At 39.7% G+C, this 15,706-nt stretch carries 8 protein-coding genes, 1 tRNA gene, 3 rRNA genes and 3 pseudogenes; 2 read left to right on the plus strand and 13 right to left on the minus strand.

The genetic code is table 11. The features are described from left to right. Positions 1-47 precede the first annotated feature (47 nt). The 7 genes and pseudogenes from IGL70_RS09900 to IGL70_RS09930 form a co-directional block, all read right to left on the minus strand. A pseudogene (locus IGL70_RS09900) lies at positions 48-371 on the minus strand (MurR/RpiR family transcriptional regulator); the annotation flags it as partial. 17 nt (positions 372-388) lie between these two features. Beyond that, positions 389-1,474, minus strand: coding sequence for an agmatine deiminase (gene aguA / locus IGL70_RS09905; protein ID WP_002323437.1), 1,086 nt, complete (start codon positions 1,472-1,474; stop codon positions 389-391). A gap of 159 nt (positions 1,475-1,633) precedes the next feature. Further along, positions 1,634-2,623 carry a carbamate kinase gene (arcC, locus tag IGL70_RS09910; RefSeq protein ID WP_002295307.1) on the minus strand — a complete coding sequence of 330 codons (990 nt, stop codon included), beginning with the start codon at positions 2,621-2,623 and terminating at the stop codon, positions 1,634-1,636. After that, entirely contained in the window at positions 2,620-3,726 is a 1,107-nt protein-coding gene (gene aguA, locus IGL70_RS09915; RefSeq protein ID WP_104874024.1) for an agmatine deiminase, read from the minus strand. The genes arcC and aguA (IGL70_RS09915) overlap by 4 nt, the downstream gene beginning before the upstream one ends. Beyond that, the gene (locus IGL70_RS09920) at positions 3,713-5,101 is read right to left on the minus strand and encodes an APC family permease (protein ID WP_002301313.1); all 1,389 of its coding nucleotides are present in this window, start codon (positions 5,099-5,101) and stop codon (positions 3,713-3,715) included. Before IGL70_RS09920 ends, aguA (IGL70_RS09915) begins: the two co-directional genes overlap by 14 nt. Positions 5,102-5,212: 111 nt before the next feature. After that, positions 5,213-6,247: a putrescine carbamoyltransferase gene (gene ptcA, locus IGL70_RS09925; RefSeq protein WP_002295311.1), complete on the minus strand. Its 1,035-nt coding sequence runs from the start codon at positions 6,245-6,247 to the stop codon at positions 5,213-5,215. A 767-nt stretch (positions 6,248-7,014) separates the two neighbouring features. Continuing rightward, positions 7,015-7,245 (minus strand): annotated as a pseudogene (locus IGL70_RS09930) (ABC transporter permease); the annotation flags it as partial. A 300-nt stretch (positions 7,246-7,545) separates the two neighbouring features. Between IGL70_RS09930 and IGL70_RS09935 the strand changes: the two are divergent. Beyond that, a pseudogene (locus IGL70_RS09935) lies at positions 7,546-7,647 on the plus strand (hypothetical protein); the annotation flags it as partial. A 129-nt stretch (positions 7,648-7,776) separates the two neighbouring features. On the opposite strand, the gene IGL70_RS09940 reads toward IGL70_RS09935, so the two are convergent. From IGL70_RS09940 to IGL70_RS09965, 6 genes are all read right to left on the minus strand, one after another. Then, a tRNA-Asn gene (locus IGL70_RS09940) sits at positions 7,777-7,850 on the minus strand. A gap of 9 nt (positions 7,851-7,859) precedes the next feature. Beyond that, a 5S ribosomal RNA gene (gene rrf, locus IGL70_RS09945) occupies positions 7,860-7,975 on the minus strand. Positions 7,976-8,069: 94 nt separating this feature from the next. After that, a 23S ribosomal RNA gene (locus IGL70_RS09950) occupies positions 8,070-10,984 on the minus strand. Positions 10,985-11,328: 344 nt separating this feature from the next. Continuing rightward, positions 11,329-12,889: ribosomal RNA gene (locus IGL70_RS09955) — 16S ribosomal RNA — on the minus strand. The 16S, 23S and 5S rRNA genes sit together here with 1 tRNA gene alongside, the layout of an rRNA operon. Before the next feature lie 699 nt (positions 12,890-13,588). Beyond that, a complete protein-coding gene (locus IGL70_RS09960) occupies positions 13,589-13,951 on the minus strand; it encodes a hypothetical protein (RefSeq protein ID WP_002287172.1) in 363 nt (120 codons plus the stop codon). A 73-nt stretch (positions 13,952-14,024) separates the two neighbouring features. After that, positions 14,025-14,405: a CvfD/Ygs/GSP13 family RNA-binding post-transcriptional regulator gene (locus IGL70_RS09965; RefSeq protein WP_002287231.1), complete on the minus strand. Its 381-nt coding sequence runs from the start codon at positions 14,403-14,405 to the stop codon at positions 14,025-14,027. Positions 14,406-14,468: 63 nt separating this feature from the next. On the opposite strand from IGL70_RS09965, the gene IGL70_RS09970 reads away from it, so the two are divergent. Beyond that, positions 14,469-15,662, plus strand: a complete 1,194-nt coding sequence (locus tag IGL70_RS09970; protein WP_179131911.1) for a MalY/PatB family protein — start codon at positions 14,469-14,471, stop codon at positions 15,660-15,662. The last annotated feature ends 44 nt before the right edge of the window (positions 15,663-15,706 follow it).

The following is a 15,706-nucleotide window of genomic DNA, read 5'->3' on the forward strand; positions in this document are numbered from 1 at the left end:
CTGTTACATGGCCTTTTATCTTTTACACAATTATATGGACTTTATCCTATTACGCGAACAGATTCAACTAAATTCTTTAAATACTCTTCGCGATAATCTTTCTGGCTAACGACAAAAGGTGAACTCTCGGGAAGAGGAGTTTTATAAAGTAACGTATATTTAATAACAGTGGTAAACTCACTAAATCCAGAAAATCCAAGCTTTCTGACAAAACGCAGAAAAGTAGTTGTTGAAACAAAACAGTCATCAGCAACTTCGCGGATACTTTTACTTTTAATGTTTTCTAGGTTATTGATGACGTAATCAAAAAGAATTTGTTCATTCTTAGTCAGCTCTGAAATATGACTATTGGCTATTTCAAAAAAATCCATTACCGATCACCCCTTTCTTATTGAGGTACTCCTTGAGCAACACAGTGAATATTTCCACCACCAAGTAAAATTTCACGAGCCATTACACCAATAATTTCATATTCTGGGTATATTTTTTTTAATAGTGCTTCTGCTTTTTTATCATTTGGGTCCTCAAAAAGTGGAAAAATAATGCCGCCATTTGCTGTATAATAGCTTACATAAGAAGCAATCAACCGATCACCGGAAAATCGAGGAAGCATGCCATTTACCGGATCAACACCAGCAGCTTCTTCCTCTGTAATGTATAAAGGTTTCGGTAATTCTATCTTGTGTATAATGAAGCTTCTTCCTTTTGCGTCTTTTTCTTTCATCAATACTTCTTCTGCTTCTCTGACGATTTCGTACATTGGATCACTTGTTTGTTCACACCAACTCAAAATAATTTCACCAGGCCGTACAACATTGATTAAATTATCGATATCACCGTTTGTTTCATCCAAAAAAAAGCCTCGAGGAAACCAAACGATTTTTTCTATGCCACAATACTCTTTTAGAATTTTTTCAATTGATTCTTTATCTAATTGAGGGTTACGTCCTTCTGATAACAAGCATTCTTCTGTTGCAAAAAGCGTTCCTTCCCCATCTGTATGTATTGAGCAACCTTCTAGAACAAACTCTTGTAATTGGTAATATTCAATTCTCTCCTGTTCACAAATTTTTTGAGCTAACAAATCATCTTGATCCCACGGAAAAAATAACCCATCTAACAAACCGCCCCAAGCATTAAATCGAAAATCGACACCACGTACTTCCCCCAAAGAATTCATAACATATAATGGTCCCGTGTCTTTTATCCATGCGTCGTTATTACTTACTTCTAGTACACGTATTTTTTCAGGTAATTGATAACGTGCATTCAAGAATTGTTGATGCGAAACGAGCATAGTTACATTTTCAAATCGTGCAATTACTTCAGCGACTTCAGCGTATGCTTTTTGTGCAGGTTTTCCCCCTAAACGCCAGTTATCTGGACGTTCTGGCCAAATCAAATAGCATTCTTTATGAAAAGACCACTCTGGCGCCAATTGAAAACCATCTTTTTTTGGTGACGATTCTAGCATAAATGTTCCTCCTTTAAATAAACCAACATTCTTAGTAACCAACTAAATTTTAGGGTATTGTCTTAAACATACTATAACATTCTAAGTATATCTATAATAGGATTAAAAAAGCGAAATAGAAACAACTAGATGTTCTATTTCGCACAGTTACTTTTTCTTTTACTCATATGTTAATATATCTACTAAGTGACTTTTTTGTTCTAAATTTTGTGAGCTATAAATAATCGTGCCAGCATTTTCTTTTAGTAATTTATCTAAATTTTCTAAAGAAGTAATTACAGCTCGCGCATTAGGTTTTTTCTTAACAAATTCTAAGGCAGCTTCCACTTTTGGCAACATACTTCCTGGTGCAAACTCACCATTATCTTTGTATTTTTCTAATGTCTCAATATCAATTTTTTTCAGTTCTTTTTGTTGCGGTGTGTTAAAATGGACAGCAACATTTGCAACACCAGTTAAGATAATCAGTTCATTTGCATCAATGATTTCAGCAAGTTTTTCAGAAGCAAAGTCTTTATCTATCACAGCTTCTTTACCTCTTAGGCCTTCACCAGTTTGAATTACCGGAATACCACCACCTCCTCCTGCAATTACAATTACATCTGAATCAACTAGCGTTTTTATAACTTTTGATTCAACTATATCTATAGGTTTAGGAGAAGCCACTACTTTACGCCATCCTCTTCCTGCATCTTCTTTGAAGATAGAATCGGTCATTCTCGTTTCTTTTTCAGCCTGTTCTTTCGTCATAAATGGCCCAATTGGTTTAGTAGGCTGTTTAAATCCTGGGTCTTCTTCAGAAACAATAACTTGAGTGAACAATCCTACTATGGATTTTTCTATACCACGTTTCTTCAATTCATTCGTTAACGCCTGTGCTAGCCAATATCCTATGCTGCCTTGAGTCATTGCAACATTGGTATCAAGTGGCATTGCTGGATTCGTTTGGGTTGCTCCAGCTTTTTGTTGTAATAATAAGTTACCTACTTGAGGCCCGTTACCATGAGTAATAAGTAGCTTATAGCCTTTTTCAACTAGAGCAGCTAATGACTGAGCTGTTTCAACTAAAGTCTTTTGTTGTCCTGTTGCCGTAGGATCATTTGTTAATATTGCATTCCCTCCTAATGCCACAACTATTTTCTTTGTCATAACACGTTTTCTCCTTTAGGGATTTGTTGCGTAATACAATGAATGTTTCCTCCACCTAATAAGATTTCTCGAGTATAAACACCCACAATTTTACGATCAGGATATAAGGATTGCAATGTTTCCTTTGCCTTTTCGTCCATTGGATCATCAAATAATGGATAAATAACTCCTCCATTTGCTGTATAGTAATTTACATAACTTGCTGCCAAACGATCTCCTTTTTGACGTGGAAGTGTACCATTTATGGTATCTACTCCATGACTTTCTTTTTCGTTAATAAGTATAGGCTTAGGCACATGCAATTTTGTTACATGAATATTTCGACCTTTTGCATCTACGGAGTTTTCCAGAATTTCTAGGCATTCTTTAGAAATTTCATATTGTGGATCCTGCTTATCATCTGTCCAAGCTAAAACAACTTCACCAGGCGCTACAAAATTAACAATATTATCTACATGGCCATTCGTTTCATCTAAATAAATTCCGCGCTTTAACCAAATTACCTTATCAATATTTAGATACTCTCCTAAAATATTTTCAATTTGTTCTTTTGATAGCTGTGGATTACGTCCTTTTGATAATAAGCACTCTTCTGTGGTAATTAATGTACCTTCTCCATCAACATGGATAGATCCCCCTTCCAAAACAAAATTATCTAAACGATAACGGTCCTTCCATTCAATTTCACAAATTTTTTGTGCAACTTGATCGTCTTGATCCCAAGGGAAATAAAGTCCATCTTCCAGCCCGCCCCAAGCGTTGAATGTCCAATCCACACCTCGAACTTTTCCTTGACTATTTGTAACAAAAGTAGGACCACAATCTCGAACCCATGAATCATTATTAGCAATTTCTACCACCCGTATATGTTCGGGAAGCATGTGGCGAGCATTATCATACTGATCAGAATTCACACCCATTGTAACAGGCTCAAAATTGGCAATCGCCCTAGCAACCTCTGCGAAAGCTCGCTGGGCTGGTTTTCCTCCATCTCGCCAATTATCAGGACGTTGTGGCCACAACATATATACTCCTTCATGCGCCGAAAATTCTCCGAGCATTCTAAAATGATCTTTTTTAGGTGAACTATCAATTGTTTTCATCAGTAAGCACTCCTTTATCTTTTTTTTCTTTTGACGAATAGTGAATCACGATTTCACCAATAACAAAGGCAAAAATTGTTCCGAGCAACACGGGTACTTTAGTATTTATCTCTGAAGAACTTGAATCTAGAGGAACTACAGAAAAAAGTAGTGTCGCGATTAGCAACAACATTGGGATAATCGTCATTAATTTTAACAACCAATTTGGTCCAGGAACTTTAAATGGACGAACAACATGAGAATCGATTTTTCTTAACTTCAAGAACGCTGGAAACATCATAATATAAGAAAGTAACAATGCTACTACATTTAGTGAGAAAAACGCCCAAAAAATATTCTCATTTGGGATAAAGGGTGCAATAATAATTAGAAGTGAAGCAATAATACCATTAGTGACAGAAGCTCCTACTGGCATATCATTTTTTTGACTTTTTTTAGCGAAAATTAGAGGCATATCATGATTTTTTGCAGCATACAAAGCGACATAATTTACTCCTAAGGACCAAGAAATCAAGTTTGCTGCCAGCGTATACATGAAGAAAATACCGATTAATACAACAAAAGGATTCAATCCCCCAACAAGCAAAATAAAGCTGTCAATTAATCCTCCAGAAGCAGATAATTGATCTGCTGGTACCGCCGCTCCCATTCCAAATGCAGCAAACAAATAGAAAAAGGCGATCAAAACACCACCATAAATAATAGCTTGTGGAATTTGTTTTTTAGGGTTATCCATTTCATTTGCTAGAGTAGTGACCACTTCAAATCCTAAAAAATTAAACAAGATAACAGATAAAAAACTAAAATTTTGAATATCTAGTTTAGGTAACAAAGCTGTTCCAGAAAAGTTATTAGCCATTCCTTTTGTTAATGCATGATAGATACCCAAAACACCAAGACATATCATGATTGCCACTTTCGCAAATGCAGCGATATTTAAGATCCACTTACTATCACTAACAGGGTAACAGCTAATTATCGTAACAATCCAGACAAATACCAACTGCAACATAATTAGTAGAGGCGTACTAAAGTTTAACTGAAAAATTTGAGTTAATACTTCTTGAAATAAAACGGCGAGACTCGCCATCCAAATAGGAAAATTAATCCAGTAAAACCAAGCGACTCTAGCACCCCACTTTCTTCCATAAGCTTTTTTAACCCAGTCATAGATCCCTCCTTCGCCGTCATATGTCGTACCAAGTTCAGCTGATATTAATCCGTAAGGTAAGAAAAATAATATCAACAATAAACCCCACCAAAAAAATTGCGAAGAGCCGATTGCAGCAGCTGGTGCTGCCGACTCTACCACTAAGATAACTACAACGGCCATCAATACTGCATCAAATAAACGGAATTTCTTTTTTTCTTTCATTATTGTGCTCCTTTCGATGAGCCTTTTATGAAAAGTACGTGTAAATTTTTTTATTCTCTATGAATTAGCAAAAAATTCACACGTCTCTTCTACTGCTTAAGCAAGTTCTTGCTAATCTCTTCGTTCTAATTGACGTTTAGGTTTCAGCATACACTGCAGTTCCCCATCAAATTTTTCTGCTAAAGCTTGATCGGCATAATCCAAATATGGATTCAAAAAATAAACTAATAAAGCACGCATAGCTGTTAATCGATTTTCTGCTTCATCTAATACGATAGATTGTTCACCATCTAGCACTTCATCTGTAACTTCTTCACCGCGTGTTGCTGGTAAGCAGTGCAAAAATTTTGCATGTGGTGAAGCTTTTTTCATCAATTCATTATTTACTTGGTAGGTTGGATAGAAAATATTCATCCGTTCTTCTTCAGATAATTCCGCTTCATATAAGCCATACCACACATCCGTATAGACAAAGTCCGCATCTTTAAGAGCCACATTAACATCTTCTGTGATCTGCACACTTCCTCCTGATTTTTTGGCATTTTCCTTCCCTATTTCTAATGCTTCTTCTTTAATTTGGAATCCCTCTGGTCCGTATTGAACAAAATCCATTCCCATTTTTGTTGCCATAAACATGGTAGATACACAAACTTGCGTTGCATCTCCAACAAAAACAATTTTACAATCAGATAATTTTTTTCCTTTCGGTAAATGTTCAGTCATCGTAATAATATCGCCTAGTTCTTGCGTAGGATGGTTGTAATCACTCATGCCATTAATAACTGGAATTGTTGCGTTCTTTGCCAACGAAACCACTGATTCATGACGTTCAACTCGAGCCATTAATATATCTACTAAACGTGATAATACTCGTGCAGTATCACCAAGACTTTCATGTCCTCCTAGTTGTATTTGACCAGGTGCTAAATATTGAGCGTGTCCTCCTAATTGTTCCATTGCGGTTTCAAATGAAACACGGGTTCGAGTGGAAGACTGTTCAAAAATCATACCTAGTGTTTTATTTTTAAGTAGTAATGGGTAATGACCATACTTAATACTTTTTTTGATTTTTAATCCTAGTTTGATTAAGTAATCGATTTCTTCTTTTGTAAAATCATTTGTATCGATAAAATCTCTTTTCTGCATAATTAACGCTCCTTCGAAATTTTTAATTGATATGTCTTTTACTCGAGTAATATATCTGACATATTTAGAATAAGCGTCTTTCGAGATTTATGAAAGCGGATTTAACACTTTAGAAATCAAAGTCATTTAAAGAAAATTTGTTACATTTTATGTAACAAGTTACACTAACAATCTTAAATTGCTTAAAGACTTAAGGATGCAATTTAACCGATACCATTGTTTTAAAAAACTTCTTCAAATGTTGCCATTTGGTAGCCAACCTTTTTAACCTCATTACTGTTAAAATAAACCAAATTTTCGTTATACTATGTTTCTTTTATAGTAAATATCATTTTTCTCACCTAATAGTTTGTCGTTTCGTGTGTGAAAGCATTCCGTAATTTTTCTAAAACAAAAAAGGATCTTTTGTAACACTTAGTTAATGTTACAAAGACCCTTTTTATTTTAGTCTAGTTCAATTGTAATATTCCGTTATTGCCTTACTATGACCGTATATGCCAATTTTTCAAATGACAATAAGATATTAGTATAACCTTTCCTTTATTCTAATTTCATTGGTTAAATTGAAGCTTCATTTTAAAAGTTGAACAAATTTCTAGTTAACAAACACGTTGCTAATTTTTAGATAAGAGGCATTGGCAAGTAGAAAATAAATTTAAGTCACACTGGCAAATGTAAAAATTTTTAATTGACAGTATTTAGGGCAAAAAATTCTTAAGCCAAATTCTGATTGGTCTTGATATTTGTTCATATTAGCAAAATGATACCTACTTATTTTTGTCTTGTAATACAATCCTTGTATATAACCATGTCGTCAGTACATAGTAGATGAAATACAATACGAAGAAGATCGTAAATGGTGCCCAAATATTTTTGTATGAATTTTGCATGAATAGACCAAACATTTGTAATCCGAACAAGACATGGACTACACCTAAGATTCCTGGTGCTAAGAATAACACACCTACTTCTCTACGGATCGATTGTTTAAGCAATCCGTATAGCGACCATTGAAAGCATTTGTGTATATTCACGAATACGAAAACTTAACTGGGACAAGGTGAAATTGTTCAACTTTTTCAATGAGGTCTGTTCTGATTTCTTTAGTAATGATAAAAAGAAAATGATCACAACATGTAATAGCAACACCTGCAAAAACTTCTACAGTTTTACCCCATTAAAAAGATAATTGTAATCTTCTACAGGATAAGTCACAGGTCCACCAGAAACTTGTTTGAAATAGATTTCAAAACTGACTTCTGTCTTGACTTCCTGCTCCTCTTTTTTCGCTTTATGAGAAAAAGCATGGAATGCGCTGCATCAGGTATCGAGGCTTAGAAAAAAATCAGGTGCATACGATGCTTGTTTTTGCCGAAATGAGTCTGAAAAAATTGGTCACTTAGCAGTGGGAGCATATGTCTTCATATTTTTTATTATACAAAAATAGACAAAAGTATCAGTCTACACTCTTAGTAAAGAGGAAACTGATACTTTTGTCTACAGTATGATATTTCTTACATCTACTTTTACTCCGGCAGTAGGACTCGAACCTACGACATCATGATTAACAGTCATGCGCTACTACCAACTGAGCTATGCCGGAATAACATCAGCGTGGCGACGTCCTACTCTCACAAGGGGCAACCCCTCACTACAATCGGCGCTAAGAAGCTTAACTTCTGTGTTCGGCATGGTTACAGGTGTATCCTTCTCGCTATCGCCACCACACTGTGGTGTTATCTTTTATTGAGTAAATTTTGTTCACTCAAAACTGGATTTGAAGTCACATAAGTTTTTTTCCGAGTACTTTTCTTTTAACCTATTGGTTAAGTCCTCGATCGATTAGTATCAGTCCGCTCCATACATCACTGTACTTCCACTCCTGACCTATCTACCTGATCATCTCTCAGGGATCTTACTTTCTTAAAGAAATGGGAAATCTCATCTTGAGGTGGGCTTCACACTTAGATGCTTTCAGCGTTTATCCCTTCCCTACATAGCTACCCAGCAATGCCCTTGGCAGAACAACTGGTACACCAGCGGTAAGTCCATCCCGGTCCTCTCGTACTAAGGACAGCTCCTCTCAAATTTCCAACGCCCGCGACGGATAGGGACCGAACTGTCTCACGACGTTCTGAACCCAGCTCGCGTGCCGCTTTAATGGGCGAACAGCCCAACCCTTGGGACCGACTACAGCCCCAGGATGCGACGAGCCGACATCGAGGTGCCAAACCTCCCCGTCGATGTGGACTCTTGGGGGAGATAAGCCTGTTATCCCCAGGGTAGCTTTTATCCGTTGAGCGATGGCCCTTCCATGCGGAACCACCGGATCACTAAGCCCGACTTTCGTCCCTGCTCGACTTGTTGGTCTCGCAGTCAAGCTCCCTTCTGCCTTTACACTCTTCGAATGATTTCCAACCATTCTGAGGGAACCTTTGGGCGCCTCCGTTACCTTTTAGGAGGCGACCGCCCCAGTCAAACTGCCCATCTGACACTGTCTCCCACCACGATTAGTGGTGCGGGTTAGAGTGGCCATAACGCAGGGGTAGTATCCCACCAGCGCCTCCATCGAAACTAGCGTTCCGATTTCTACGGCTCCTACCTATCCTGTACATGCGGTACAGACACTCAATATCAAACTACAGTAAAGCTCCATGGGGTCTTTCCGTCCTGTCGCGGGTAACCTGCATCTTCACAGGTACTAAAATTTCACCGAGTCTCTCGTTGAGACAGTGCCCAAATCGTTACGCCTTTCGTGCGGGTCGGAACTTACCCGACAAGGAATTTCGCTACCTTAGGACCGTTATAGTTACGGCCGCCGTTTACTGGGGCTTCAATTCGTACCTTCGCTTGCGCTAAGCACTCCTCTTAACCTTCCAGCACCGGGCAGGCGTCAGCCCCTATACTTCATCTTACGATTTTGCAGAGACCTGTGTTTTTGATAAACAGTCGCTTGGGCCTATTCACTGCGGCTGATCGTATGATCAGCACCCCTTCTCCCGAAGTTACGGGGTCATTTTGCCGAGTTCCTTAACGAGAGTTCTCTCGCTCACCTTAGGATTCTCTCCTCGACTACCTGTGTCGGTTTGCGGTACGGGCCGCTGTTTTCTCACTAGAAGCTTTTCTCGGCAGTGTGACATCAGGAACTTCGGTACTATTATTTCCCTCCCCATCACAGCTTGTCCTTAAGAAAAGAAGCATTTGACTCCTCTTCAGACTTACTGCTTGGACAGACATTTCCGATCGTCTGCATTCCTTAGCCTCCTGCGTCCCTCCATTGCTCAAACAAAAACAACGGGTACAGGAATATCAACCTGTTATCCATCGCCTACGCCTGTCGGCCTCGGCTTAGGTCCCGACTAACCCTGGGCGGACGAGCCTTCCCCAGGAAACCTTAGTCATTCGGTGGACAGGATTCTCACCTGTCTTTCGCTACTCATACCGGCATTCTCACTTCTAAGCGCTCCAGCAGTCCTCACGATCTGCCTTCAACGCCCTTAGAACGCTCTCCTACCAATACACCTAAAGGTGTACTCCACAGCTTCGGTAATATGTTTAGCCCCGGTACATTTTCGGCGCAGGGTCACTCGACTAGTGAGCTATTACGCACTCTTTAAATGATGGCTGCTTCTAAGCCAACATCCTAGTTGTCTGTGCAACCCCACATCCTTTTCCACTTAACATATATTTTGGGACCTTAGCTGGTGGTCTGGGCTGTTTCCCTTTCGACTATGGATCTTATCACTCACAGTCTGACTCCCGGATATGAATGAATGGCATTCGGAGTTTATCTGAATTCGGTAACCCGAGATGGGCCCCTAGTCCAAACAGTGCTCTACCTCCATCATTCTCAATTCCGAGGCTAGCCCTAAAGCTATTTCGGAGAGAACCAGCTATCTCCAAGTTCGTTTGGAATTTCTCCGCTACCCACACCTCATCCCCGCACTTTTCAACGTACGTGGGTTCGGTCCTCCAGTGCGTTTTACCGCACCTTCAACCTGGACATGGGTAGATCACATGGTTTCGGGTCTACGACTACATACTCAAACGCCCTATTCAGACTCGCTTTCGCTGCGGCTCCGTCTCTTCAACTTAACCTCGCATGCAATCGTAACTCGCCGGTTCATTCTACAAAAGGCACGCCATCACCCATTAACGGGCTTTGACTTGTTGTAGGCACACGGTTTCAGGTTCTATTTCACTCCCCTTCCGGGGTGCTTTTCACCTTTCCCTCACGGTACTGGTTCACTATCGGTCACTAGGGAGTATTTAGCCTTGGGAGATGGTCCTCCCGGATTCCGACGGAATTTCTCGTGTTCCGCCGTACTCAGGATCCTCCTAGGTGTCTTCCACATTTCGCCTACGGGGTTTTTACCCTCTTTGACTGACTTTTCCAAGTCATTCGACTATCTGAAAGAACTACCATATCGGAGTCCTACAACCCCAACAAGCAAGCTTGCTGGTTTGGGCTTTTCCCGTTTCGCTCGCCGCTACTCAGGGAATCGAATTTTCTTTCTCTTCCTGCAGGTACTTAGATGTTTCAGTTCTCTGCGTCTACCTCGAATGTGCTATGTATTCACACAATCGTAACATCCTATTAAAGATGCTGGGTTCCCCCATTCGGAAATCTCTGGATCATAGCTTACGTACAGCTCCCCAAAGCATATCGGTGTTAGTCCCGTCCTTCATCGGCTCCTAGTGCCAAGGCATCCACCGTGCGCCCTTATTCACTTAACCTTATCAACCTTGCGGTTGGGTTTTGATCCTTCTTCTAGCGATAGAAGTTAGATCAAGAAAATAAGCAATTGAACTTATTAAAAAACTCTATCCAGCTCACAAATCAGCCTGTGCGGCAAAAAGATCGATCGTCTCATAAAACCAAAGATTTTATGGCCGTCCGCCTATTTTGCTTCAGGCTAAACAATTTGTTCAGCTTTCAAATTCAACGCGGTGTTCTCGGTTTGTATTACTTACATTTACTTCAAATATCCAGTTTTCAATGAACAAAAGTGTTTGAGAGTAAACCTCTCAAAACTGAACAAAGTAAAAACAAATTGTGTAGTCTCCGTAATATTCCTTAGAAAGGAGGTGATCCAGCCGCACCTTCCGATACGGCTACCTTGTTACGACTTCACCCCAATCATCTATCCCACCTTAGGCGGCTGGCTCCAAAAAGGTTACCTCACCGACTTCGGGTGTTACAAACTCTCGTGGTGTGACGGGCGGTGTGTACAAGGCCCGGGAACGTATTCACCGCGGCGTGCTGATCCGCGATTACTAGCGATTCCGGCTTCATGCAGGCGAGTTGCAGCCTGCAATCCGAACTGAGAGAAGCTTTAAGAGATTAGCTTAGCCTCGCGACTTCGCAACTCGTTGTACTTCCCATTGTAGCACGTGTGTAGCCCAGGTCATAAGGGGCATGATGATTTGACGTCATCCCCACCTTCCTCCGGTTTGTCACCGGCAGTCTTGCTAGAGTGCCCAACTGAATGATGGCAACTAACAATAAGGGTTGCGCTCGTTGCGGGACTTAACCCAACATCTCACGACACGAGCTGACGACAACCATGCACCACCTGTCACTTTGCCCCCGAAGGGGAAGCTCTATCTCTAGAGTGGTCAAAGGATGTCAAGACCTGGTAAGGTTCTTCGCGTTGCTTCGAATTAAACCACATGCTCCACCGCTTGTGCGGGCCCCCGTCAATTCCTTTGAGTTTCAACCTTGCGGTCGTACTCCCCAGGCGGAGTGCTTAATGCGTTAGCTGCAGCACTGAAGGGCGGAAACCCTCCAACACTTAGCACTCATCGTTTACGGCGTGGACTACCAGGGTATCTAATCCTGTTTGCTCCCCACGCTTTCGAGCCTCAGCGTCAGTTACAGACCAGAGAGCCGCCTTCGCCACTGGTGTTCCTCCATATATCTACGCATTTCACCGCTACACATGGAATTCCACTCTCCTCTTCTGCACTCAAGTCTCCCAGTTTCCAATGACCCTCCCCGGTTGAGCCGGGGGCTTTCACATCAGACTTAAGAAACCGCCTGCGCTCGCTTTACGCCCAATAAATCCGGACAACGCTTGCCACCTACGTATTACCGCGGCTGCTGGCACGTAGTTAGCCGTGGCTTTCTGGTTAGATACCGTCAAGGGATGAACAGTTACTCTCATCCTTGTTCTTCTCTAACAACAGAGTTTTACGATCCGAAAACCTTCTTCACTCACGCGGCGTTGCTCGGTCAGACTTTCGTCCATTGCCGAAGATTCCCTACTGCTGCCTCCCGTAGGAGTTTGGGCCGTGTCTCAGTCCCAATGTGGCCGATCACCCTCTCAGGTCGGCTATGCATCGTGGCCTTGGTGAGCCGTTACCTCACCAACTAGCTAATGCACCGCGGGTCCATCCATCAGCGACACCCGAAAGCGCCTTTCAAATCAAAACCATGCGGTTTTGATTGTTATACGGTATTAGCACCTGTTTCCAAGTGTTATCCCCTTCTGATGGGCAGGTTACCCACGTGTTACTCACCCGTTCGCCACTCCTCTTTTTCCGGTGGAGCAAGCTCCGGTGGAAAAAGAAGCGTTCGACTTGCATGTATTAGGCACGCCGCCAGCGTTCGTCCTGAGCCAGGATCAAACTCTCATAAAAAGTTCGAACAATCTTACGATTGTTAAGCTCAATTTGTTTGCTAGCATATTGCTTGCTTGTTAAAAATGTTTGTTGTCTTGAATTGAATCAAGACGCCCTACACATTTGGTTTGTCTTACTTTGTTCAGTTTTCAAAGGTCTACTTCATCAGGAGTGTTTCCCGATTCGTTTTTGGCTGCCGTAGCAACTTTTATATCATATCAGAGAGACAAGCGATTGTCAACTCTTTTTTAAAAGTTTTTTTCGATTCCGTTTTTCGAAATCTTTCAGCAACTCATTTATCATAACTTATCGTTTGTTATTTGTCAAGAACTTTTTTGAAGTTTTTTTCGATAGAATCAAGCTTCGCAAGTGGTTCTTTTTTAACGACTCAGTTATCTTATCATGTCGTTAGTAACATGTCAATAACTATTTTTTAAATTTTTTTAGAAATGTGATATAACATCCACTTCAGAATCAACGCTGTTAAATTTATCATGTATTTCTTCCTTGGTCAACTATAAATTAAGCATTACTTTGTGAAATGATTTTTCGATCAATTATTATTATTCGTTATACAACCGTTTTCTACATAATTTTGAAAATAAAATGCACTAAAAAACTATCTTTAGCAGAACATTTCATTGTATTTTTTGGACCAAACAATAAAAAAAGAAGTTTGAAAAAAATTCAAACTTCTTTGTTCGCTTAATCTGTATTTTAGAAGAAAGGCACTCCCTCTACTTCGTAAGTTCCAAGAACAGAGCGCATTTGACCTGGTTCTTCCCAAATATATCCTTCGCCTAATTCTTCTCTTTGATTCTTTTGTTCAGTTTCAAAGACAAACAACGGAACATTTTCCTCTTTAATATGTGTATTTGTCAATTCCATCAAACTAATCTTGCTAACATCGATATGAACTATTTCTTTTAAGAAATTAAGTATATTCGCTAAACCAGTCTTTCCTTCAGAAAGTTCCGCTAACGCAAATTCCAACTTGTCATCAATTGAATGGACCAAAAATTTTTTAGTACCATCCTCCAAATGCAACATAATTGTACCAGCAACTCTTTTGCTTGCCAAAATTTCCACCTCGATCAACTTGTTCTATGGCTTACATAAAAATTCTAGCACATTTTCAGAAAAAATACACTTTTTATTTCTTATTTTCTTTCCGTTCTAGTTCAGATAATGCTTCTTCTATCCAAATAGGTAACTGCTCCGCAATAGTGGTAAATCCGATCTTACGATTTTTATTCGTGAAATACCTTTTTCTGCGATATGGAACAGCTGGATTTGTTTTTTCTAACGTTCTTAAAGATAAACTGATTTTTTTGGAATATTCATCAATGTCGATGATCTGAACTGTTACTGGCTGTCCGACTTTTAACAATGAATGGATATTTTTCGTATAACCGGATTGTACTTCCGAAACATGAATAAGTCCTTGCGTCTCGTTATCAAGAGAAACGAATGCGCCATAAGGCTGTATTCCTGTCACTTTTCCTTCAATTATTTGTCCAATTTTATAAGTCATCTACTTCCCTCTCTTCGCATTTATCATTATACTGTAAATAGCTCAAAAAAAGAAGCGACGAAAATGACTGGAGGTCTTAAGATGATCGAATTTGATAAACAGATTTCAAGAAAAGATACAGAAAGTGTAAAATGGGACGCAATTGCTGAGACATATCAAATGGATGACTTACTTCCTTTGTGGGTAGCAGATATGGACTTCTTGTCTCCCGGTGGGGTAGCTAAAGCGTTTAGTGAATACATCAAACATGGAATCTTTGGTTATGCCACTCTGTCTGATAAACTATATCAGGCTATCATTCATTGGGAACGCCAACACCATGCTGTGGAGTTGACGAAAGAAAATATCGTTTTTACAAGTGGTGTGTTAACTAGTTTAGCTGCAGCAGTACAAACTTTTACAAAACCAGGCGATTCTATTTTGATTCATGACCCAGTTTATCCTCCATTTTCCTCTATTATAGAAACAAATCAACGTCACATCGTTCGAAGCTCTTTGCTAGAAAAAAATAATCATTTCATCATGGACTTGTCTGACATGGAGAAAAAAATCGAAGAAAACAATGTAAAAGCAATGATTTTATGCAATCCTCACAATCCTGGAGGGCGTGTTTGGAGCAAAGAAGAATTGAAACAGTTAAGCGAATTGTGTTTAAAACATCAAGTGATTCTGTTTAGTGACGAGATCCATCAAGATTTAACTTTATTCGATCATACATTTACTTCCATGCTAACGATTGATCCTAATTTAGATGATCTACTAGTTGCTTTTACTTCCGCAACCAAGACTTTCAATCTAGCTGCAATCAAAAATTCAATGGTATTTATCAAAAATCCAGAGATGAAAGCTGATTTTGAAAAACATTTAGTGATGAACCAACAGCACGAAATCAACACTTTTGGACTGATTGGAACCCAAGCGGCTTATGAGACGGGTGGAGAATGGTTAGGCCAACTGATTCCTTATCTAGAAAAAAATGTTCAAACAGTTAATCAGTTTTTTGAACAGTATCTTCCGAAAGTGAGAATAATGAACCCTGAAGGAACTTACTTAATGTGGTTAGATTTTACCGCCTATATTTCAGACGACCAAGAATTGGAGAACACTCTTGTTCGGAAAGGAAAAGTCGTATTAAATCCTGGCATCACGTTTGGTCCTTCCGGTCATGGGCATATGCGCTTGAATATTGCTTGTCCAGAAGAAACTTTACTGGAAGGACTTAATCGAATCAAGTATGCTTTAGAGACAATCGATTAAATCATTTATTCAAAATAAAAGGACGAGACCTTACTAGGTTTCGT

It is taken from the genome of Enterococcus sp. DIV0901a, from assembly GCF_051711525.1.
GTDB lineage: Bacteria > Bacillota > Bacilli > Lactobacillales > Enterococcaceae > Enterococcus_B > Enterococcus_B faecium.